At 64.6% G+C, this 20,688-nt stretch carries 20 protein-coding genes; 12 read left to right on the plus strand and 8 right to left on the minus strand.

Annotated features, from left to right (window positions below; genetic code table 11):
* The first annotated feature begins 5 nt into the window (after nt 1-5).
* Genes AC07UC_RS06230 through AC07UC_RS06245 form a run of 4 tightly spaced genes read left to right on the plus strand, consistent with a single transcriptional unit; the run spans nt 6 to nt 4,471 of the window.
* On the plus strand, nt 6-1,019 hold the full coding sequence (locus AC07UC_RS06230; protein ID WP_494904659.1) for a substrate-binding domain-containing protein: 1,014 nt from the start codon (nt 6-8) through the stop codon (nt 1,017-1,019).
* 49 nt (nt 1,020-1,068) lie between these two features.
* Complete coding sequence (locus AC07UC_RS06235; RefSeq protein ID WP_494904661.1) at nt 1,069-2,538, plus strand: sugar ABC transporter ATP-binding protein; 1,470 nt, start codon at nt 1,069-1,071, stop codon at nt 2,536-2,538.
* Between the two features lies 1 nt (nt 2,539).
* Nucleotides 2,540-3,520: an ABC transporter permease gene (locus AC07UC_RS06240; RefSeq protein ID WP_494904663.1), complete on the plus strand. Its 981-nt coding sequence runs from the start codon at nt 2,540-2,542 to the stop codon at nt 3,518-3,520.
* Nucleotides 3,521-3,523: 3 nt separating this feature from the next.
* Nucleotides 3,524-4,471, plus strand: a complete 948-nt coding sequence (locus tag AC07UC_RS06245; protein WP_494904665.1) for an ABC transporter permease — start codon at nt 3,524-3,526, stop codon at nt 4,469-4,471.
* A 9-nt stretch (nt 4,472-4,480) separates the two neighbouring features.
* Here the strand turns inward: AC07UC_RS06245 and AC07UC_RS06250 are convergent, their stop codons facing one another.
* Complete coding sequence (locus tag AC07UC_RS06250) at nt 4,481-5,005, minus strand: TetR/AcrR family transcriptional regulator (RefSeq protein WP_494904667.1); 525 nt, start codon at nt 5,003-5,005, stop codon at nt 4,481-4,483.
* Nucleotides 5,006-5,168: 163 nt separating this feature from the next.
* Here AC07UC_RS06250 and AC07UC_RS06255 point away from each other — a divergent pair, with 163 nt between their 5' ends.
* Both AC07UC_RS06255 and AC07UC_RS06260 read left to right on the plus strand, forming a co-directional pair.
* Nucleotides 5,169-6,881, plus strand: a complete 1,713-nt coding sequence (locus tag AC07UC_RS06255; protein WP_494904669.1) for an MFS transporter — start codon at nt 5,169-5,171, stop codon at nt 6,879-6,881.
* Between the two features lie 106 nt (nt 6,882-6,987).
* On the plus strand, nt 6,988-9,060 hold the full coding sequence (locus AC07UC_RS06260; RefSeq protein ID WP_494904671.1) for a 3-hydroxyacyl-CoA dehydrogenase NAD-binding domain-containing protein: 2,073 nt from the start codon (nt 6,988-6,990) through the stop codon (nt 9,058-9,060).
* A gap of 27 nt (nt 9,061-9,087) precedes the next feature.
* Here the strand turns inward: AC07UC_RS06260 and AC07UC_RS06265 are convergent, their stop codons facing one another.
* Nucleotides 9,088-9,900, minus strand: coding sequence for a response regulator transcription factor (locus tag AC07UC_RS06265; RefSeq protein ID WP_494904673.1), 813 nt, complete (start codon nt 9,898-9,900; stop codon nt 9,088-9,090).
* Nucleotides 9,901-10,015: 115 nt separating this feature from the next.
* Here AC07UC_RS06265 and AC07UC_RS06270 point away from each other — a divergent pair, with 115 nt between their 5' ends.
* The 5 genes from AC07UC_RS06270 (at nt 10,016) to AC07UC_RS06290 (ending at nt 14,808) form a co-directional block, all read left to right on the plus strand.
* Nucleotides 10,016-11,152: an ABC transporter ATP-binding protein gene (locus tag AC07UC_RS06270; protein WP_494904675.1), complete on the plus strand. Its 1,137-nt coding sequence runs from the start codon at nt 10,016-10,018 to the stop codon at nt 11,150-11,152.
* Nucleotides 11,133-12,296 (plus strand): ABC transporter substrate-binding protein, encoded by a 1,164-nt coding sequence (locus AC07UC_RS06275; protein ID WP_095202768.1) that lies wholly within the window; start codon nt 11,133-11,135, stop codon nt 12,294-12,296. The genes AC07UC_RS06270 and AC07UC_RS06275 overlap by 20 nt, the downstream gene beginning before the upstream one ends.
* Before the next feature lie 64 nt (nt 12,297-12,360).
* The gene (locus tag AC07UC_RS06280; protein ID WP_494904677.1) at nt 12,361-13,224 is read left to right on the plus strand and encodes an ABC transporter permease; all 864 of its coding nucleotides are present in this window, start codon (nt 12,361-12,363) and stop codon (nt 13,222-13,224) included.
* A complete protein-coding gene (locus AC07UC_RS06285; protein ID WP_494904679.1) occupies nt 13,224-14,036 on the plus strand; it encodes an ABC transporter permease in 813 nt (270 codons plus the stop codon). Before AC07UC_RS06280 ends, AC07UC_RS06285 begins: the two co-directional genes overlap by 1 nt.
* Nucleotides 14,037-14,046: 10 nt before the next feature.
* On the plus strand, nt 14,047-14,808 hold the full coding sequence (locus AC07UC_RS06290) for an SDR family NAD(P)-dependent oxidoreductase (protein ID WP_140776011.1): 762 nt from the start codon (nt 14,047-14,049) through the stop codon (nt 14,806-14,808).
* A gap of 58 nt (nt 14,809-14,866) precedes the next feature.
* Here AC07UC_RS06290 and AC07UC_RS06295 read toward each other — a convergent pair whose 3' ends face one another.
* The gene (locus AC07UC_RS06295) at nt 14,867-15,757 is read right to left on the minus strand and encodes a LysR family transcriptional regulator (protein WP_494904681.1); all 891 of its coding nucleotides are present in this window, start codon (nt 15,755-15,757) and stop codon (nt 14,867-14,869) included.
* 105 nt (nt 15,758-15,862) lie between these two features.
* Here AC07UC_RS06295 and bla point away from each other — a divergent pair, with 105 nt between their 5' ends.
* Complete coding sequence (bla, locus tag AC07UC_RS06300; RefSeq protein ID WP_494904683.1) at nt 15,863-16,756, plus strand: class A beta-lactamase; 894 nt, start codon at nt 15,863-15,865, stop codon at nt 16,754-16,756.
* Between the two features lie 37 nt (nt 16,757-16,793).
* On the opposite strand, the gene AC07UC_RS06305 is transcribed toward bla, so the two are convergent.
* Genes AC07UC_RS06305 through AC07UC_RS06325 form a run of 5 tightly spaced genes read right to left on the minus strand, consistent with a single transcriptional unit; the run spans nt 16,794 to nt 20,677 of the window.
* Entirely contained in the window at nt 16,794-18,302 is a 1,509-nt protein-coding gene (locus tag AC07UC_RS06305) for an aldehyde dehydrogenase family protein (RefSeq protein WP_494904685.1), read from the minus strand.
* A gap of 32 nt (nt 18,303-18,334) precedes the next feature.
* A complete protein-coding gene (locus AC07UC_RS06310; protein WP_115139971.1) occupies nt 18,335-18,679 on the minus strand; it encodes a cupin domain-containing protein in 345 nt (114 codons plus the stop codon).
* A gap of 21 nt (nt 18,680-18,700) precedes the next feature.
* The gene (locus tag AC07UC_RS06315) at nt 18,701-19,042 is read right to left on the minus strand and encodes a cupin domain-containing protein (protein ID WP_494904688.1); all 342 of its coding nucleotides are present in this window, start codon (nt 19,040-19,042) and stop codon (nt 18,701-18,703) included.
* Nucleotides 19,043-19,055: 13 nt separating this feature from the next.
* The gene (locus tag AC07UC_RS06320) at nt 19,056-19,406 is read right to left on the minus strand and encodes a cupin domain-containing protein (protein ID WP_494904690.1); all 351 of its coding nucleotides are present in this window, start codon (nt 19,404-19,406) and stop codon (nt 19,056-19,058) included.
* Nucleotides 19,403-20,677, minus strand: a complete 1,275-nt coding sequence (locus AC07UC_RS06325; protein WP_494904692.1) for a glycosyltransferase — start codon at nt 20,675-20,677, stop codon at nt 19,403-19,405. The genes AC07UC_RS06320 and AC07UC_RS06325 overlap by 4 nt, the downstream gene beginning before the upstream one ends.
* Nucleotides 20,678-20,688: the final 11 nt, after the last annotated feature.

Genomic DNA, 20,688 nt, shown 5'->3' on the forward strand with positions numbered 1-20,688 from the left:
ATCATATGAAGAAACTGTTCGTTCTGGGTGCGCTGACGGTTATGTTGGCCTCGGGCACCGCACTTGCCGACACCAGCGGCAAGAAGATCGCATTCTCCAACAATTACGCCGGCAATTCGTGGCGGCAGGCCATGCTCGACAGCTACGGCATCGTCACCAAGAAGGCGGTCGACGACAAGGTCGTCGGCGCGGCCGATATCTTCACCACCGCCGACAAGGAAGTGCCGACGCAGGCAGCCCAGGTGCAGAACCTCATCCTGCAGGGCTATGACGCCATCGTCATCAACGCCGCCTCGCCGGATGCGCTCAACGGCGCCATCAAGCAGGCCTGCGACGCCGGCATCGTCGTCGTCTCCTTCGACGGCATCGTCACCGAGCCCTGTGCCTATCGCGTCGTCGTCGACTTCAAGGACATGGGCAAGCAGGAAATCGAGCAGATGGCCAAGTTCCAGCCGAAGGGCGGGAACCTGCTGGAAATCCGTGGCCTTGCCGGCACGTCCATCGACGATGCCATCCATGCCGGTATCCTCGAAGGCGTCGCCGCCCATCCCGAATTCAAGATCGTCGGTTCGGTGACCGGCGACTGGGACCAGACGACGGCGCAGAAAGCGGTCGCGACCATCCTGCCCTCGCTGCCCGATGTCGTCGGCATCGTCGACCAGGGCGGTGACGGCTATGGCGCGGCCCAGGCTTTCGCCGCCGCCAACAAGCCGCGCCCGACCATCATCATGGGCAACCGCCAGGACGAGTTGAAGTGGTGGAAGGAACAGAAGGACAAGGACGGCTACCAGACCTGGTCGGCCTCGATCGCGCCCGGCGTGTCCTCGCTTGCCTTCTGGGTGGCGCAACAGGTGCTCGACGGCCGCAAGGACATTCCGCACGATCTCCTGGTGCCATATCTGGCCTTCACCCAGGACGATTTCGAGGCAGCCCTGCCGAAGATCAAGGAAGGCGGCGTCGCCACCCACGAATACAGCCAGGCAGATGCAATGGCGGCCATCAAAGCCAACATCAAGTGAGCATCGCGGCAGCGTTGCCGTCCGTATCGCCGAGCGGGTACCGTTGAGCATGCCTGAAGGGAACGCTGACATCATCAGACTGAACGGCGCCGAAAAACATTTCGGCGCCGTTCGCGCGCTGGGTGGGGTGGATTTTCATGTCGGGCCTGGCGAGTGCGTCGGTCTGGTTGGCCACAATGGCGCCGGCAAATCGACGCTGATGCACATGGTGGCGGGGACGATGGCGCCCGACAGCGGCAAGATCGGCGTGCATGGCGGCATCGAGGAAAACTACTCGGTGTCGCGTGCGCAAAAGCTCGGCATACGCTGCGTGTTCCAGGAACTGTCACTGTGCCCCAATCTCAGCGTCGCCGAGAACACGCGCATCAACCATGCCTCGCTCTCCGGCTTCGGCTGGCGGCGCAAGGCGGCCGCGCTGATCACCGCCAAGCTGGACGAGATCTTCCCGGACCATGGCATCTCGGCCTGGGATATTGTCGGCGACCTCTCGATCGGGCGGCGCCAGATGGTCGAGGTGGCGCGCGCCTTCACGGTCACGCAGGACCGGCTCGACCTCGTCATCCTCGACGAGCCGACATCGTCGCTCGACGCGCATACATCAGGCCAGTTGCTGGCCTTCGTGCGCCGCTTCGTCGCCGGCGGCAAGAGCTGCATCCTGATCTCGCATGTGTTGGGCGAGGTGCTGAAGAACGCCGACCGCATCGTGGTGATGCGCGACGGCAAGGTGGTGGCGTCGGATGCGGCTGATGTCTTCGACCGCGACCGGCTGGTGACGGTGATGGGCGGAGCGGAAGCACGCCGCAAGATCGCGGCGCAAGCCGCTGCCGTGAAGCCTGGGGCGGGTCCGCTGCGGGTGCGGGCACGGCCCGCCGCGCAGCAGGATGGCGCCGACCTTGAGGCGCGGGCCGGCGAGATCATCGGCCTTGCCGGATTGGCCGGTCATGGCCAGACCGACCTGCTGCTGGCGATCTTCAGCGGAGCCTCGCGTGCCAGGACAGGGATCGAGGTGACCGCCCCAGTGGCGCTTGTCGCGGGCGACCGTCAGTCGGACGGCATCTTCCCGCAATGGTCGATCGCGCAAAACATCGGCATCCGCTCGCTGGCGCGCCTGCGCAAGGGGTTGTTGATCTCGCCACAGCGCGAGGCTGAACTTGCCGAGGTCTGGCAGAAGAGGATCGGCATCCGCACGCCAGACATGAACAACAACATCTTCTCGCTGTCGGGTGGCAACCAGCAGAAGGCATTGTTTGCCCGCGCGCTCGGCTCCGATGCCCAGATCGTGCTGATGGACGACCCGATGCGCGGCGTCGACATCGGCACGAAGCTCGAAGTGTACGACCTCGTGCGCGAGGAGGCTGGCCGCGGCCGCACCTTCCTCTGGTACACGACCGAAACCGAAGAGCTCGACAATTGCGACCATGTCTATGTCTTCAAGAACGGCCGCATCGTCGCCAACCTCACGCGCGACGAACTGACGGAGGAGAAGATCATCCAGTCCTCGTTCGGCGATGCGGCCTGAGATGACGGCAGCATCCATCGACAATGGCTTCAAAGGGGCGGCGGCGCGCAATGCGGCGGCGCGTGCCCGCCTGCTGCGTGGCTTGCTGCCGGCGCTGTCGCTGGCGCTGGTGCTGCTCGCCATTGCCTGGCTCAATCCACGTGCGATCAGCTATTTCGGCTTCAGCCTGATGCTGAACCTGGCGATCCCGATCGCGCTGGCGACGATCGCGCAGATGTTCGTCATATCAGGCAATGAGCTCGACCTGTCGATCGGCACCTTCGTCGGGTTCGTCGGCTGTGTCACCGCGACCTGGCTGAAGGACGCGCCGCTCATCGGCGTCGCCATCCTGCTCGGCTCGATCGGCATCTATGCGCTGCTCGGCGCGCTGATCCATCTGCGCAATCTGCCGTCGATCGTGGTGACGCTCGGCATGAGCTTCGTCTGGCAGGGATTGGCCATTCTCGTCCTGCCCAAGCCCGGCGGCAAGGCGCCGGACTGGCTGCTGGCGATCATGTCGTTCAAGCCGCCATTCATTCCCTTCCCGATCATCGCGGCGCTGCTGATCGGTCTCATTGTCCATTTTGGCCTGATGCGCACCTCCTATGGCGCGATCCTGCGCGGTTCCGGCGGCAATCCGGCAGCGCTTCGACGTGCCGGCTGGTCGTTGCTCAAAACCAAGGTCGTGCTGTTCGCGATGGCCGGCCTGTTCGGCGTGCTGTCCGGCATGGCGCTGATCGGCATCACCACTTCGGCCGACGCCAATATCGGCAATGGCTACACGCTGCTGGCGATCGCCGGCGTCATCCTCGGCGGCGGCGAATTCGTCGGCGGCCGGGTGTCGCCGATCGGCGCGGTGATCGGCGCGCTGACACTGGCGCTGGCGGCCTCGCCGCTGCTTACCTTCATGCACATTCCACCCGATTGGCAGGTGGCCGCCAACGGCGCCATCCTGATCATCGTGCTGGCGGCGCGGGTGCTGATCAGCCGCAGGGAGAGGTGAGCGATGGCATTGGTGAAATCGCTGGCTACCAAACCCTGGATCTGGTCGTTCGTCGGCGCGCTTGTCGTGTGGCTGGCGACGATCGCCTTCACCGGCGGCTATGGCGCCGGCGGCATGGTGACGGCGGCGCTCTCGCTCGCCGTGTTCACCGTCATCGTCGGCGTCGGCCAGATGTTCGTCATCACGCTCGGGCCCGGCAATGTCGACCTGTCGCTGCCGGCCAATATCGGGCTCGCCAGCGCCGTTGCCATGAAGGTGATGGCCGGCAGCGATTCCATGATCGTCGTTGGCCTCTTGGCGGCGCTCGCCTGCGGCGCGGCGATCGGCGCGGTCAACTACCTGCTGATCTGGGCGCTGCGCATTCCGCCGATCATCGCCACCTTGTCGGCGAGCTTCATCATCCAGTCGATCGACATCAGCTATGGGCGCGGGCTGCAGATCAAGCCGCCGCCCGGCTTCGCCGATTTCACCAATTGGCAGATCCTGGGCATTCCCGTGCTGGCGATCCTGACCGTGCTGTTCACCATCGGGGCGGCCATCGCCTTGCAGCGCATGATCTATGGCCGCTCGGTGCTGGCGATCGGCCAGAACATCCGCGCCGCGTGGCTCGCCGGCGTCAATGTCGGCCGCATCCGCTTCCTCACCTACACGCTGTCTGGGGCGCTCGGCGGCATCGACGGTGCGCTGCTCGCCGGTTATTTCCGTGGCGCCAATGTCGATATCGGCAATGAATATCTGCTGGCCTCGATCGCCGTGGTGGTCATCGGCGGCACGTCGGTGGCGGGCGGCAAGGCCAATGTGCCTGGTGTGTGGGGCGCGGCGCTGTTCCTGGTGTTGCTGCTCACCATGCTCAACACGTTCGGCGTCAGCGCCGGCGTGCGGCTGCTGCTGACGGGGCTCATCATCGTCGGGGTGATTACGGCTGCGGGTGGCGAGAAGGCAGTGCGCTGAGTCGTCCCGTTACGCACTGCCCTCGAGATGCCGCGCCAGCATCAGCCTCAGCTCCTCCAGCACGCCGTCGCGCAACCGCTTTTCGCCGACCAGCGCCAGCGGGATGCGCATCAGCTGCGGCACGATGACGGCGAGCCGCTCGGCCTGGCCGGCTGGAAGCGGTGGCTCGGCTTGCGCGAACAGCGCAGCGATCTGGTCGCGCCGGCGTGCCCGCATCTTGCGGCGCCAGCCATCGTCGCCGGGCAGGTCGAGCAACGCGGAATAGACCGGGTGCGTGGCGACGAAACGGCCCAGCACCTCGAACAGTGCGTCGGCGATCGCTGCCGGCGCCAAGCCCCTGGCCTGTTCCTGCAAGGCGTCGAGCTGAGTGGACAGGTTTTCAGCGTTCTCGGCCAGAATGGCTTGCGCCAACGCTTCCTTGGTGGGGAAGAAAAGGTAGAGCGTGCCGATGGCGGCACCGGCGCGTGCGGCGATCTCGGTCATCGTCGTGGCGTCGAAACCCTTCTCGACGAACAGCGCTGCCGCGCTCGCCATGAGTGCCGCGACCCGTTCGCGCCCTCTTTTTTGCTGCGGTGCACGCGGATTCGTCGCCGACACTCTTGCTTTTTCCGAGGCCATCCTCATATTTCCAAACCTGAGACTATCCTCATATATAGCGCTGACGGCAACCGCGCCAGCACCGTTGGACGTTACCATCATGAATACCGCCGCAGACAGCCGCCCGCAGAGCCACAAATGGATGGTCCTGAGCAACACCACGCTCGGCATGCTGGCCGCCGCCATCAATGGCTCGATCCTGCTGATCAGCCTGCCGGCGGTATTCCGCGGTATCGGCCTCAAGGCGCTCGATCCCGGCAATATCAATTATCTGCTCTGGGCGATCATCGGCTACATGATCGCCACCGCGGTGCTGGTCGTCGCCTTCGGCCGGCTCGGCGACCAGTTCGGCCGGGCGAAAATGTACAATCTCGGTTTTGCCGTCTTCACCGCCGCCTCGATCGCGCTCAGCCTGCTGCCGGGACAAGGCGATTTCGCGGCTATGTACCTGATATCCGTGCGCATCATCCAGGGCATTGGCGGCGCGCTGATCATGGCCAACTCCACGGCGCTGCTCACCGATGCCTTTCCGGAAAACGAGCGCGGCTTCGCGCTCGGCATCAATGTCGTGGCGGCGATTGGCGGCCAGTTCGTCGGCCTTCTGATCGGCGGCCTGCTTGCCGACACCGACTGGCGTCTGGTGTTCTGGATCAACGTGCCGTTCGGCCTCGTCGGCACGGTCTGGGCGTATCTCAAGCTGCACGACGCGCCGAACCGCTCCACCCACACGATCGACTGGCTCGGCAATATCAGCTTCGGCCTCGGCCTCGTGCTCATTCTCACCGCCATCACCTACGGGCTGCAGCCCTATGGCGACCAGGTGATGGCGTGGACCAGCCCGAAAGTGCTTGTTCTGTTTGCCATAGGCTTCGTCTCGCTGATCGCCTTCGTCTTCATCGAGCAACGCGTCGCCAAGCCGATGCTGGACCTGAAACTGTTCCGCATCCCCGGCTTCGCCTATGGCAACATAGCCAATCTCGCCTCGGGCATAGCGCGCGGCGGGTTGCAATTCATGCTCATCGTCTGGCTGCAAGGCATCTGGCTGCCGCTGCATGGCTATTCCTTCGAGGAGACACCGCTGTGGTCGGCGATCTTCATGCTGCCGCTGACGGTTGGCTTCCTCATAGCCGGGCCGGTCTCGGGCTATTTCTCCGACCGGGTCGGCGGCGTGCCGTTCGCGGTCGGCGGCATGGTCGTGGGCGCCGCAAGCTTCGTGGCGCTGATGGCGCTGCCGGCCGATTTCTCCTACACGGTTTTCGCCGCGCTCCTGTTCCTCAACGGTCTCGGCTCCGGCCTGTTCGTGGCGCCGAACTCGACGCAGATCATGAATTCGGTGCCGGCGCGCGAACGCGGCCAGGCCTCCGGCATGCGCGCCACCACCGCCAATGCAGGCCAGGTGCTGTCGATCGGCCTGTTCTTCAGCCTGATGATCGTCGGCCTCGCCGCCAGCCTGCCGCAGAGCATGGAGGCCGGCCTGCTGGCACAGCATGTGCCTGAAGCGGTCGCCCACCAGATCGCCAACATGCCGCCGGTCGCCAGCCTGTTCGCAGCCTTCCTCGGCTACAATCCGATGGGCGAACTGATCCCGGCCAATGTGCTGCACGCGCTGCCGCAGCAGAGTATCGACACGCTGACCGGCCACGTCTTCTTCCCTCAGTTGATGTCGGGGCCGTTCAAGCATGGCCTGGTCTTCGCCTTCACCTTCTCGGCCATTCTCTACCTTGTCGCGGCTTTCGCCTCCTGGCGTGGCGGGCGCACCATCGATACCGCGATGCCGGAGATGCTGGCGGCGGAGGGTGCCGGCCGGCGCTGATCCAAACGGTAAACATTGTGCCAGGCAGGCATCTGGTTCCCATCCACGCCATTGCCCTGTAAATCCCGATCGCGGCCATGCCGCTCACCATTGCTGGGAGGTTTGTGTGTCCGATTTCGTGAAGCTCAGCCGGGACGGCGACGTTGCCGTCGTCATTATCGACAATCCGCCGGTCAACGCGCTGAGTTTTCATGTCCGCGAACCGCTGATGCACGCGCTGGTTTCCTTGCGCGATGATGTTTCGGTCGCGGCCATCGTGATTGCCTGCGCGGGACGGACCTTCGTTGCCGGCGCCGACATCACGGAATTCGGCAAGCCGGTGCAACAGCCCGATCTGCGCGCTCTGATCGTCATGCTTGAGACCATCGCCAAACCGACGGTCGCCGCCATCCATGGCACCGCGCTCGGTGGCGGCCTGGAACTGGCGCTTGGCTGCCATTTCCGCATTGCCGATACCGGCGCCAGGCTCGGCCTTCCCGAGGTGAAACTTGGGCTATTGCCGGGCGGCGGCGGCACCGTGCGGCTGCCGCGCCTCGTCGGCGCGGTGAAGGCGCTGAAGATGATCGTTTCCGGCACGCCGATCGGTGCAGCCGAGGCGCATGCCGCCGGTCTCGTGGACGCCGTTTTTGAAGGCGATCTGACCACGCATGCCGTGAACTTCGCCCGGGAAATCGCCCGCAAGGGTGGCCCCTTCACGCCGGTGCGTGATCGCGATGACGGGCTGAAGGAAACCGACCTCAGGGCTTTCGATGCCGAGGCCGCCGACCTCGCCAGGAAAGCGCGCGGGCTGGAAGCGCCGATCGCTTGTGCGCAAGCGGTGCGCAATGCCGTCACGCTGCCCTTCGACGAGGCGCTGGCGGCGGAGCGCGCGCTGTTCGTGACGCTTGTCGGCAGCGACCAGTCGCGCGCCCAGCGTCATCTGTTCTTCGCCGAACGCGAGGCGGCAAAGCTTCCCGGCAAGGACACGCCCAAGCGCAGGATTGCCCGGGTCGGCGTCATCGGCGCCGGCACGATGGGCGGCGGCATCGCCATGGCCTTCGCGAATGGCGGCTATCCCGTGACCTTGCTGGAAACCAGCGGGGAGGCGTTGCAACGCGGGCTGGGCACGATCGAGAAGAACTATGCGGTCTCCGTTTCGCGCGGTTCCCTGACCGAAGACGCCAAGCGTCAGCGGCTCGCCCAGTTCAAGGGCTCGACCGATTATGCCGATCTCGCCGAGTGCGACCTGATCATCGAGGCGGTGTTCGAGGACATGGCGGTCAAGAAGGAGGTTTTCGGCAAGCTGGATGCCGTCGCCAGGCCGGGCGCCATCCTTGCCACCAACACCTCCTATCTCGACATCAATGAGATCGCCGGCTCGATCTCGCGGCCGCAGGATGTGCTTGGCCTGCATTTCTTCTCGCCGGCCAATGTCATGAAACTGCTGGAGATCGTTCGCGCCGAAAAGACCGCGCCGGATGCGCTGGCGACCGTCGTTGATCTGGCGCGGCGGATCGGCAAGGTGGCGGTCGTCGTCGGCGTCTGCCACGGCTTTGTCGGCAATCGAATGCTGGCCGCGCGCGGCTCGGAATCGGAAGCGCTGCTGCTGGAGGGCGCGACACCCAGCCAGATCGACAAGGCCTTCACCGATTTCGGCTGGCCGATGGGGCCGTTCCAGATGGGCGATCTCGCCGGGCTCGACATTGGCTGGCGCAACCGCAAGGCGCGCGGCCTGACGGCCGTGATCGCCGACACGCTGTGCGAGCAGGGGCGGTTCGGCCAGAAGACCGGCCGTGGTTTCTACCTCTACGAGGCCGGCGCCCGGGCCGGCGTTTCCGATCCCGAGGTGGAGGCGCTGATCCGCGACAAGGCGGCCGAGCGGGGCATCGAACCGCGCGCGATCGGCGCCGAGGAGATCATCGAGCGCACGCTCTATCCCATGATCAACGAGGGGGCGAAGATCCTCGAAGAAAAGATCGCGGCCCGCGCCTCGGACATCGACGTCGTCTGGGTCAATGGCTACGGTTTTCCCATCGGCAAGGGTGGGCCGATGTTCTGGGCCGGCCTCGAAGGCGGAGCCAGGATTGTCGAGCGGCTCGAGCATTGGTCCCGGCAGACCGGCAAGGACGTGTTCAAGCCAGCCCCGCTGCTGAAGCGGATGGCCGAGACCGGTTCCTGGGAAGGCGATGCGCCGGCTTGATCGAACGACCGCCGAAGGTCGTGGCAACTATCGGATCCGCGCGTCGATGATTTCGACGAAGCGGGCGAACAGGCCGGCCTGCGACTTGATCTTGAGCTTGCGGTAGATGTTGCGGCGGTGGACCTTCACGGTCCCCGGCACGATGCGCATGGCTCTGGCGATCGATTCCGTCGAGTGGCCCTGCAGCACCAGGTCGACCACATGCTTTTCGCGCGGCGTCAGCGACAGGCTCTTCCAGATATGGGCACGGTCGAACTCGTTGACCGCGGCGATCGTCTCATCTTGTCTGGCTTCAGCCGGCTCGTCGGCGGGAAGGGCAGGCCAGCGCAGCCTGATGAAGCTGATCACGGCCGGCGCCATGTCGCGCAGCAGCCTGGCGTCCGCGGTGCCGAACGGGCCCGAAGCGCGCAGCCGCATCAGCGACAGCACAAGCGCGTCCTTGCCGGGCAACGGCACGAAGAAGCCGACCTCCTCGGCCAGCCTGGTCTGGCTGTAATAGGAGCGAAAATACTCGCTGGCGTAGAAGCGGTCCGGCGCCAGTTCGCGCATGCGCCAGAACCCTTCCTTGCGCTCCACCGCGGCGTGGTGGAATGGATCGAGCAGATAGGGCCCTTCCTGGTAGAGCGCAACGAAGACGTGGCTTTCGGCCGGCGAGAAGGTTTCGAACAGCAATGGCGGGCGCGAGGCGCCGCGATAACCGAAGACCACGCAATGGTCGAAGCTGACATGCTGGCGCAGCCAATCGACTATCGCTCTGCCGAACAGGTCGCCGCTTGTCTCCCGCGTCGCCGCGACGAGGGCGGCGAGCCGGCTGTATTCGTCGCTGCGCGATGCGCCCAATACCTACCCCTCTAAACGCGAAAATAGATCAGATATACCACCCGCGAGGTATATACTAGTCGCCATTGGCTCTGGTAGCGTTCGGAAATAGCCCTGTCGCTGGAGCCCTCAGCCTTTGACCGCAGTGCCCGACATCGAGTTTCGCGGCGTTACCAAGCGCTATGGCGCGGTGACCGCGGTCAGCGGCATCGATCTCTCTGTCCCGCCCTCCGCTTTTGTCGCTCTGCTCGGCCCGTCCGGCTGCGGCAAGACGACGTGCCTGCGCATGATCGGCGGCTTCGAACAGCCGAGCGAGGGCCAGGTGTTCATCCGCGGCCAGGACATGGCCGGCACGCCGCCCTATCGGCGGCCGGTCAACATGGTGTTCCAGCAATACGCGCTGTTTCCGCATCTGGATGTCGAGGACAACGTTGCCTACGGGCTGCGCCAGGCACGGCCGCGGCTGTCGTCACGCGAGATCGGCCAGCGGTCCGGCGAAGCGCTCGAAATGGTGCGGCTTGCCGGTTATGGCGGTCGCAAGATCCACGAACTGTCGGGCGGCCAGCAGCAGCGCGTCGCGCTGGCGCGCGCGCTGGTCAACAAGCCGGCGGTGCTGTTGCTCGACGAGCCGCTGGCCGCGCTCGACAAGAAGCTGCGCACCGACATGCAGATCGAGCTGCAGAACCTGCAGCGCGAGATCGGCATCACCTTCGTCCTGGTCACCCACGACCAGGAGGAAGCGCTGTCGATGAGCGATTTCGTCTGCGTCATGAATGGCGGGCGCATCGTCCAGCTCGGCCAGCCGAGCGAAATCTATGACGAACCGGCCGATCTGTTCGTCGCCGATTTCGTAGGCAAGACCAATCTACTGAGCGGCAAGGTCACCGGGCATTCAGGCGATCTGGTTGATGTGGCGCTGGCCGACGGCACCGTCATAGCGGCGCGCAAGCGGACCGCCTTGCGGCAAGGCGAGACCGTTTCGGTCAGCCTGCGCCCGGAATCACTCAGCCTCGGCGCTCCGCAAAGCGGCCCGCTCAAGGGCATCGTGCGCAACCGCATCTTCCTGGGCTCGACCGCGGAATACGCGATCGAGGTCCAGGGCATCGGAACGCTGCTGGCCAAGGCCGACCATCTGATCGGCCAAGGCAATCTCTTCAAGCCGGGCGAACCCGTCGCCATCGGCTATGCCGCCGGAACGCCGTTGGCGTTTCCGGAAACCAAGAACAACGGGACCAACCAGAGGGTAAACCAAAATGTCGAAATCATATCGTGACGGACTGCCGATAAGCCCTGAAAAATTCGTCGACCAACTGATGCGCCTCAAGCGCGGCTCGATCGGCCGCCGCGACTTCCTGGGCCTTACCGGCCTTGGCATCGCGACGGCGGTGATGGCGCGCGAGATCGGCATCATGCCGACGCCGGCTTTTGCCGCCGAAAACCTCGGCGACCGCATGTCGATCGCCACCTGGCCCAACTACCATGATCCGCAGACCTTCGAAAACTTCAAGAAGGACACCGGCGTCGCCGTCGAGGTCAACGTGTTTGGCTCCAATGAGGAGATGCTGGCCAAGCTGCAGGCCGGCGCCTCGGGCTGGAGCCTGTTCGTGCCGACCAATTACACGATCTCGACCTACAAGAAGCTCGGCATCATCGAGCCGCTCGACATGGCGAAGCTGCCGAATTTCGACGGCACGCAGGAAGACCCGCGCTTCACCTCGGAAGGCACGATCGACAAGGTGATCTACGCCGTGCCGAAGAACTGGGGCACGACAGGTTTCGCCGTCAACACCAAGAAGCTGACCAAGCCGATGACGAGCTGGAAGGAGTTCTGGGATACGGCCATGGCCGAGGGCGACGGCCGCACCATGGTGCACGACTACCAGCTGACCACGATCGGCAATGCGCTGAAATACTATGGCTATTCGTTCAACTCGCTCAAGCAGGACGAACTCGCCAAGGCCGAGGAGCTGCTGCTGAAGGTCAAGCCGCATCTGTTCGCGGTCTCCTCCGACTATCAGCCGGGCATGCGCGCGGGCGACGCCTGGATGACCATGTGCTGGACCAATGACGGCGCGCAACTGCATCGCGACATTCCCGAGATCGCCTATGTGCTGGGCAAGGAGGGCGGCGAGATCTGGACCGACTTCTATGCCATCCCGAAGGACGCGCCGAACAAGCCGGCCGGCTATGCACTGCTCAACTATCTGATGAACCCGCAGGTCGCGGTGAAGGAGCACCTTGCAAACGGCGCGCCCTCGACCGACGCTCGCGTCAACAAGCTGCTGCCCAAGGAAGTGCTCGACAATCCGATCCTCTATCCGGCGGCCGACCTGTTGACGCCGCTGGAGTTCGGCGCCGCGGCAACGCTGACCGATCCGGGCCGCGCCGAGCTGATGGCGCGCTTCAAGTCGGCCTGAGCGCCGGCCTGACGCGGACAATTGACCGGCGGGCGCATGCCCGCCGGCATCGGGGCGGTTTCAAATGCACGGCAACAGATTTCGTCATAATTTCCTGACCGCCTTGCTGCTTGCCCCGGCAACGGCGTGGCTGGTGGTGTTCCTGGTGCTGCCGTTCATCGCCATTGCCGTCTTCAGCGTCGGCGAGCGGGCACCGGAAGGCGGCTATCAGGCTGCCTTCACCTTCGCGCAGTATGCCAACCTTCCGGCGCGGGCGACGGCCTTCTGGAACACGATGGTGCTGGCGCCGGTGGGCGCGCTGGCTTGTCTGCTCGTCGCCTATCCGGTTGCTTATTATCTCGCTTTGCAGGCGCCGCAACGCTGGCGGCTGATCCTGCTGGCGCTCGTCGTCATTCCGTTCTGGACCAGCCTTTTGATGCGGACCTATGCCTGGATGTACATTCTGGGCGGACGCGGTATCCCGGCGCTGCTCGCTTTTGTCGGCATCGAGGATGTCAGGCTGATCAACACGCCGGGCGCCGTGCTGCTCGGCATCGTCTATGGCTATCTGCCGCTCATGATCCTGCCGATCTATGTCAGTCTCGAGCGGCTCGACCGAAGGCTCTTGGAAGCATCTGCCGATCTCGGCGCGACGCCGCTGTCGACCTTCCTCGGCGTGACATTGAAGCTGTCGCTGCCGGGCGTGATGACCGGCTTCTCGCTGGTGATGATCCTGCTGCTCGGCGAATACCTGATCCCGACGCTGCTCGGCGGCGGCAAGGTGTTCTTCATCGGCAATGCGCTGGTCGACCTGTTCCTGCAGTCGCGCAACTGGCCGTTCGGATCGGCCATCGCCATCACGCTGGTGCTGGTTTCGGTGGTTGTGCTGATCGTGGCCAACCGCATCTCGACCCGCGTCTCGGGCGCTCGCCGTGTGGACCTGATCTGATGCGCGCCTTCGTCACCGCCATCTTTGCGTTCCTCTATCTGCCGATCGCACTGGTCGTGCTGTTCTCGTTCAATGCCGGTCGCCATGCCAGCGAGTTCACCGGTTTTTCGGTGCAGTGGTACGGCACGGCGCTGTCCAATCCGTTCCTGGTCGAGGCCCTGAAGAACAGCCTGTTCATCGCCACCACCAGCGCGCTTCTGGCAGCGGTGTGCGGCACGGCGGCGGCACTCGGCCTGGCGCGGGTCGGGGTCAGAACCCGGGCTGTCTTCGACGCGCTGCTGGGTGCCGCGATCGTGGTTCCCGGCGTCGTCATCGGCATCTCGACGCTGGTCGCGCTCGTCCAGCTGTTCGCTGTCGTCAACCCGTTCCTGGCCTCGATCTGGCCTGACGACCAGCCACCGCGCCTGTCGCTCGGCTATGGTTCGATCATCGCCGCGCATGGCCTGTTCTCGATGGCGCTGGTGACGATGATCGTCGGCACGCGGCTCGGCAGCCTCGACCGCAACCTGGTCGAGGCCTCCAGCGATCTCTACGCCACGCCGCTGACGACGTTCCGCTCGATCGTGCTGCCGCAGATCATGCCGGCGGTGGTCGCCGGCTTCCTGCTCGCCTTCACCTTCTCCTTCGACGATTTCATCGTCGCCTTCTTCGTCGCCGGCGCGCAGACGACGCTGCCGATCTATGTGTTCGCCTCGATCCGGCGCGGTGTGACGCCGGAAATCAACGCCATCGCGACGATCGTGCTCGTCGCTTCCGTGCTGCTCGTGGTGCTTGCCCAGTGGCAGTTGCGCCAGCGCAAGCCGTCCAACTGAAAGCCGTATCATGATCCTCAAAGACCGCATCGCCGTGGTGACAGGCGCGGGTTCCGGCATCGGCCGCGCCGGCGCCATGATCATGGCCAGGGAAGGCGCAATGGTCGTCATCGCCGACAGGGACCAGGCGGGCGGCGAGGCGACAGCTTCGGATATCCGCGCGGCGGGCGGCAGTGCCGAGGCAATTGCCGCCGACGTTTCGGATGACGCCGATGTCGAGCAGCTCCTTGCCGGCACGCTCCAAAAGCATGGTCGCATCGACATCCTGCACAATCACGCCGGCATCCAGGTCGGCGGCACGCTGACCGAGGTCGGGACCGACGGCATGGATGCCTCGTGGCGGGTCAATGTGCGGGCGCAATTCCTGGCGGCGAGGATCGTCATGCCGTCGATGATCGCGCAAGGCGGCGGCGTCATCCTCAACACCGCCTCGAATTCGGGTGTCTTCTACGACCGGGAGATGATCGCCTACGCGACATCGAAGCATGCGGTGGTGGCGATGACGCGGCAAATGTCGCTCGACTATGCCCGGCACAATGTGCGCGTCAACGCGCTCTGCCCGGGCTGGGTCGACACGCCGTTCAACGAGCCGTTCATCGCCCAGATGGGCGGACGCGAGGCGATCGAGACCTATGTCCGCACCAAGATTCCGATGGGCCGCTGGGCGAGTGCCGAGGAGATTGCCGAGGCGATCCTGTTCCTCGTCTCCGACCGGTCATCCTTCATGACCGGCCAGGCGCTGGTGATCGACGGCGGCGAAAGCATCGGCTGATCCCTGATTTTGCGCAATTCCCCAGGGAAAGCGCCAAGCGCTTTTCCCGGGAAAACCGCTACACACTTCTCCTGGAATTGCTCCCAGCTGTTTCCGCCGTCAGCCAGTCCGCGAAGGTCGTCATCGCCTGCGAGTTCTGCCGCCTGCGTCTTGCCGACAGCCAGTAGCGGCCGACATCGACCGTGCTGCCGAAGGGCTGCACCAGTTGGCCGCAACCAAACTCCCGGCTGAACATCGAGACCGGCAGCAGCGCGACGCCGGCGCCCTGGACGGCGGCGTTGGCCATGGTGACGGAGGAATCGAAGACGATGCCCTTGATCGGCGGGCAATGGCGCCCCGCCGCCTCGAACCAGCGCAGCCACTCGTCCTCGCGGTAGGAGCAGAGCAGCGTTTCGCGGGCGAGATCGGAGGGGTCGCGCAGGCGCGCGGCTATGTCGGGCGCACAAGCAGGCGAGAACGAACCCGACATCAGCGGCGTGTTGTCCGTCCCTTGCCAGGAGCCGTCGCCGAAGCGGATGGCGAAGTCGAGGCCGTCGGCGGCGAGGTTGACCCGGTTGTTGTTGGTCGAGATGCGCAATTCGATGTCCGGATAGGCCTGGTGGAACAGCGGTAATCGCGGGATCAGCCAGCCCGAGGCGAAGGTGCCGACGACGCCGACGGTGACGATATCGTGGAAGCGGCCGCCCTCGAAACGGTCGAGCGTGATGCTGATCCTGTTGAAGGCGTCGCTCAGCACCGGCAGCAAGGCTTCGCCTTCATCGCTTAAAGTCAGCCCGTGCGGCAGCCGGCGGAAGAGCCGGACGCCAAGCACCTCTTCAAGGCCCTTGACCTGATGGCTGATGGCAGCCTGGGTGACGCGCAGTTCGAGGCCGGCGCCGGTGAAGCTGAGATGCCGTGCGGCGGCCTCGAAGGCGCGCAGGCCGTTCAGCGGAAGATGCGATCGCTTCATCGGGTGCAGCCCTAATTTTTCTCATGGCGGAGGCGACGTTTACTCGTTTGCGATGGCATCGGATCCGGTCCAGTTCTGCGGCGCGGGGCAACAGAGAGTGTGGATATGACGAGCAGACGCAGTTTCATTGGTGGTCTCGCAGTGGTTTTGACGGCCCCCATCACGCTTGGCGCGGTGGCGAAGGCGGCAACAAGCCCGACAAAATTTGATGGGGTCTTGCCGAAAATAAGGCGGATCGAAGCGAAAAGCGGCGGTCGGCTTGGTGTTGCCTGCCGGATCGCGGGGACGGCGGTTCAGTTCGGTTATCGCGAGAACGAGTTGTTTCCGATGTGCAGCACCTTCAAGACGCTTGCCGCAGCGTTCATCCTGCATCGAGTCGACGGTGGCATCGAGCAGCTCGACCGCAGCATAGAAGTGCCGCATAATGCCGTTGTCGCGAACTCGCCAACGACCAAGAACCATGCCGGCGGAGTAATGACGGTGGCGCAGCTTTGCGAGGCCGCGGTGACGGTGAGTGACAATGGCGCCGCCAATCTGCTGCTGGCCTCCTTTGGCGGACCGCCGCAACTGACCGCCTATCTGCGCTCGATCGGCGACACGGTGACCAGGCTCGACCGGATCGAGCCGGAGCTGAACGAATCCGTTCCGGGCGACCCCCGCGATACGACCTCACCGCTGGCCATGATCGAGGATCACGAGCGCCTCACCCTCGGCGACAGCCTGTCGCAAAAGAGCCGGGCGCAGCTCGTAGACTGGCTGGTCGCCAACAAGACAGGCGACGACCGCATCAGGGCAGGACTGCCGAAAGGCTGGAAATGCGGCGACAAGACCGGCACCGGCGAGCACGGCAGCACCAATGACGCGGCGGTCATCTGGCCGATGTCAGGCAATCCGGTCCTAATGTCGGTCTACCTGACCGGTACCAAGCAGAGCCTAGCCAAGCGCAATGCGACGATTGCCTCGGTCTCGCGCGCCTTGGTGGAAGCAATCGAGGCATGAGTCGTCGGAGCAGCGCGGCTGTGCCGCGCCGCATTTCTCACACATGCTTGCGGCCGCCGGTCTCGCGGAACCAGCTGTCCGGGTAGGGATACCACCAGCCCTGGATTTCTGGCTTGTGGTCGATGATGACCATCTTCGAGCGGCGGAAGGCGTCGAGCCCCTGCCGCCCGAGCTCGCGGCCAAGGCCTGAAGCCTTCCAGCCGCCGAAGGGCAGGGCGTCATTGTCGATCAGCGGGTTGTTGACCCAGACCATGCCGGCTTCGAGCCGCTCGGCCGCCTCATGCGCCTCGGCGAGGTCCGTCGTGAACACCGAGGCGCCGAGCCCGAACGGGCTGTCATTGGCGAGCCGGATCGCCTCGTCGAAATCCTTCACCCGGCAGATGGCGGCGACCGGCCCGAAACATTCCTCGCGCACGATCGCCATGTCCGGGGTGACGCCGGTCAGGATCGTCGGTTCGTAGAACCAGCCGGTGTTGTGCGCCGGCGGGATGCGCCCGCCGGTGACGGCCTTCGCTCCGTGCGCAATGGCGTCATCGACCAGCCGCATCACCTTGGCCCGCGCGCTTTCGCTGACCAGCGGCCCGATCTCGGTCTTGTCCATGCCGTTGCCGATACGCAGCGCTCGTGTCCTTTCGGCGAACAATTCGACAAAGCGGTCATGCACGGCATCGACGACGAAGAAGCGCTCGGCCGAGGTGCAGACCTGGCCGGTGAGGTGGAAGGCGGCGGTGACACTGCCGGCGGCCGCGACCTCCAGTGGCGCGTGTTCGCTGATGATCAGCGGATCGCTGCCGCCCGCCTCGATGACGCAAGGTTTCATGCGCTCGGCGCAGGCCACCGCGACCGCCTTGCCGGCGGCGACCGAGCCGGTGAAGGCGACTGCATGGGTGCGATCCGAAGTAATTAAGGCCTGCGCCGTGGCCGCGCCGCCCGGCAGGCAGGAGACGAGGCCTTCCGGCAGCGAGCGGAACACGGCCATGTAGTCCAGCGTCGACAGCGTCGTCGCCTCGGCCGGCTTGATGACGCAGGCATTGCCTGATGCAAGCGAGGCGGCCACCGTCCAGCACATCAGCAGGATCGGAAAATTGTAGGGCATGATGTGGACGGAGACGCCATAGGGCTCGTAGCGCGCATACTGGAAGGAGCCGGCCTGCGTCGTGCCAGCGACCTTGCCGGCGTCGTCGCGCGCCATCTCGGCATAGTAGCGGAAGATCGGCGCGCAATTGGCGATTTCGCCGATGGCTTCGGGATAGGGCTTGCCCATCTCGCGCACCATCAGTTCGGCGCAGCGCGTGAAGTCCGCCGCCTCGATGGCGTTGGCGACGGCATGCAGGTGTTTCGCCCGGCTCTTGGCGTCGAGCTTTTTCCAGGCAAGTTGCGCCAAGGTCGCCGCTGTGAGTACGGCGTCTATCTCGCCGTCGCTGGCTGCGGTGATCGCACCGACGGTTTCCAGCGTCGCGGGATCGATCACCGGTTTTGTTGTGCCGGCCATCGAACGGTAGTCCGGATTGACGAAGAAGGTCGGCCGATCGGGCGAGAAATGCATTCTGTGCTCCTTGAAGACTGATCGGAGAAGGCTCAGCGGATCATGTAGACCTTCTTGATCGTCTCATGGACGGTGCAGACGCCCTTCCAGTCCTGCGGAAAGAAGGCCGCCGTGTCGGGCTCGATTTCGATCACCTCGCCGGATTCATGGACATAGGTGCAGCGGCCTTCGAGGAAGTGGCAGAACTCGTCGCGGGTGACGTGGCAGTGCCATTTGCCAGGGGTGCAGACCCACAGGCCGCATTCGGAGCGGCCTTCCGGCCCCTTGTAAAGCAGCTTGCCCGAGGTGTGGGACTGGCCCTCGATCATGGTCGGGATGACGCCCCAGTCGACGAGATCGGTGATGGCGAGCGGCGATTGCATGATGGGCGTGGTCATATCGATTTCCTTGAAGAGTGCTCACCGGCACATGAAGGCCTTGGTCAGCGTTTGCGTGATGATGGAGATGCCGGTCCAGCCGGCGGGGAAGAAGACGAGCGTGCCGGCCTCGACCGGAATCTCTTCGCCGTTCTCGTGGACATAGCTGCCGTGGCCGGACAGGAAGTGGCAGAACTCGTCGGCGCCGAAGGTGACCTTGCGGGTGCCCGGCGTGCAGGACCACAGGCCGCATTCGCTCGATCCGTCCGGGTTCTGCGACAGGATCCTGCCGGAGGCGCGCGGCGCGCCGGCAAGCGTGTTGCTGCCCGCGCCCCAGTCGTCCAGTTCCACGGTTGAGGCCTTTGGCCAGTGCGGTGTCGGCATATCAGTTCCTCGGTCAGGCCAGCATGTAGACGTTGCGCATGGTCTCATGCACCGTGCATTCGCCCGTCCAGCCGGCGGGGAACATGACCACGGTCCCGGCCGACACTTCTATCACTTCACCGACATCCGACCGGTAGGTCGCGCGGCCGGCGACGAAATGGCACAATTCATCGCGCGGTATCGAGAGCCGCCAGCGGCCCGGCGTGCACACCCAGATGCCGGATTCCGGCTGGTTATTCGGTCCTTTGTGCACCAGCCTGCCGGTGGAATGCGAGGCGCCTTCCAGTGCATCGGGCTGGGCGCCCCAGCCGACGAGGTCGGTGCGGGTGGAGGCGTGGTGGAGGTGTGGAGCGGAAGAGGTCATAGCAGTGCCTCCAGCAACCCGGCCGCCTTTTCCGGCCCATTCTGCGCGTGCATCTGTGCCGATGTCCTGGCCAGCTTCGCCTTCATCCTGGGATCGGTCAGGCAGGTCTCGATCTTCGCGATCAGCTCGGCATCGGTCCAGTCGTAGCGCGGCATGCCGAAGCCGTGGCCGGTTTCCTCGACCCTGGTGGCGTTGTCGTGGCCGTCCCAGACATAGGGCATGATGATGGCGGGCTTGCCGAAATAGAGGCACTCGGTGAACGAGTTGTTGCCGCCATGGTGGATGACCGCATCGACCTGCGGGATGACCGAAGGCTGCGGAAACCAGCTCTCGACAATGACGTTGCCGGGTACGTCCGTGTACTGGTCCTTGTAGCCGCCGACATTGACCAGAGCGCGGTAGCGCGTCTTGCCCAGCGTCGCGATGATACGCTTCAACAAATCGACATCGCCGGCGCCGAGGCTGCCGAAGGAGACATAGAGCAGAGGGCCATCATTGTTCTTCGCGAAGGTCGGCACCGCATAAGGCTTCTCTTGCCGCACGCAGCCTTCGAGATACTGGAATTGTCGGGGGTCGAGCGGATGGCGGCGCTTGAATTTCGCGGCCTCGGGATAAAGCAGCAGGTTCAGATAGGGCGACGCCTCGAAGAACTGGCCGACAGGATAAGGCGCTTCATTGTTGGCTGTGAGAAAGGCATTGAAGTCGTCATGGATCGGCTTGATCACCGCGTTGAAATGGTCACGGTAACGCTTGTGCCCGGCATGGTCGTTCTCGCCGCAGCCCGACAGATGCGGCGGGATATCCTCGTCCTCGATCTCGTTTTCGGAACAGGAGATGACGCGCACCCACGGCTTGCCGAACTGTTTTATGGCCGGGAAAAGGATGACGTTGTCGACGCAGATCACGTCGGGCTTGATGGCGGCCAGCACGCCCGGCAGATCCTTCTGCGCCCATTTGGCGCTGTCGACGATCGCGGTCCAGCAATCCTTCACATAATTGTCGACCTGGTCGTAGGGCGACTTGCGGAAATTCGGGATGTGGCCGTTGATGAAATCTTCCCAGAATTTCGCCATCTGCTCGGGCGGCATCGGTTCGGACAGGTTCACCGGATGCGCCTCGTAACCGTAACCCCTGTAGACCTCGACAAAGCCGGGGTCCGACAGGAACACAGCCTTGTGGCCGCGCGCCTCGATGGCTTGCGCGATACCGACGGAATTGAGCGCCGGGCCGTAGGCGGCTTCGGGGAAAAAGGCGATCGTCTTCTGGGCCATCAGGCTGCTCC

It is taken from the genome of Mesorhizobium sp. GW821-FHT04C10 (genome assembly GCF_059420305.1).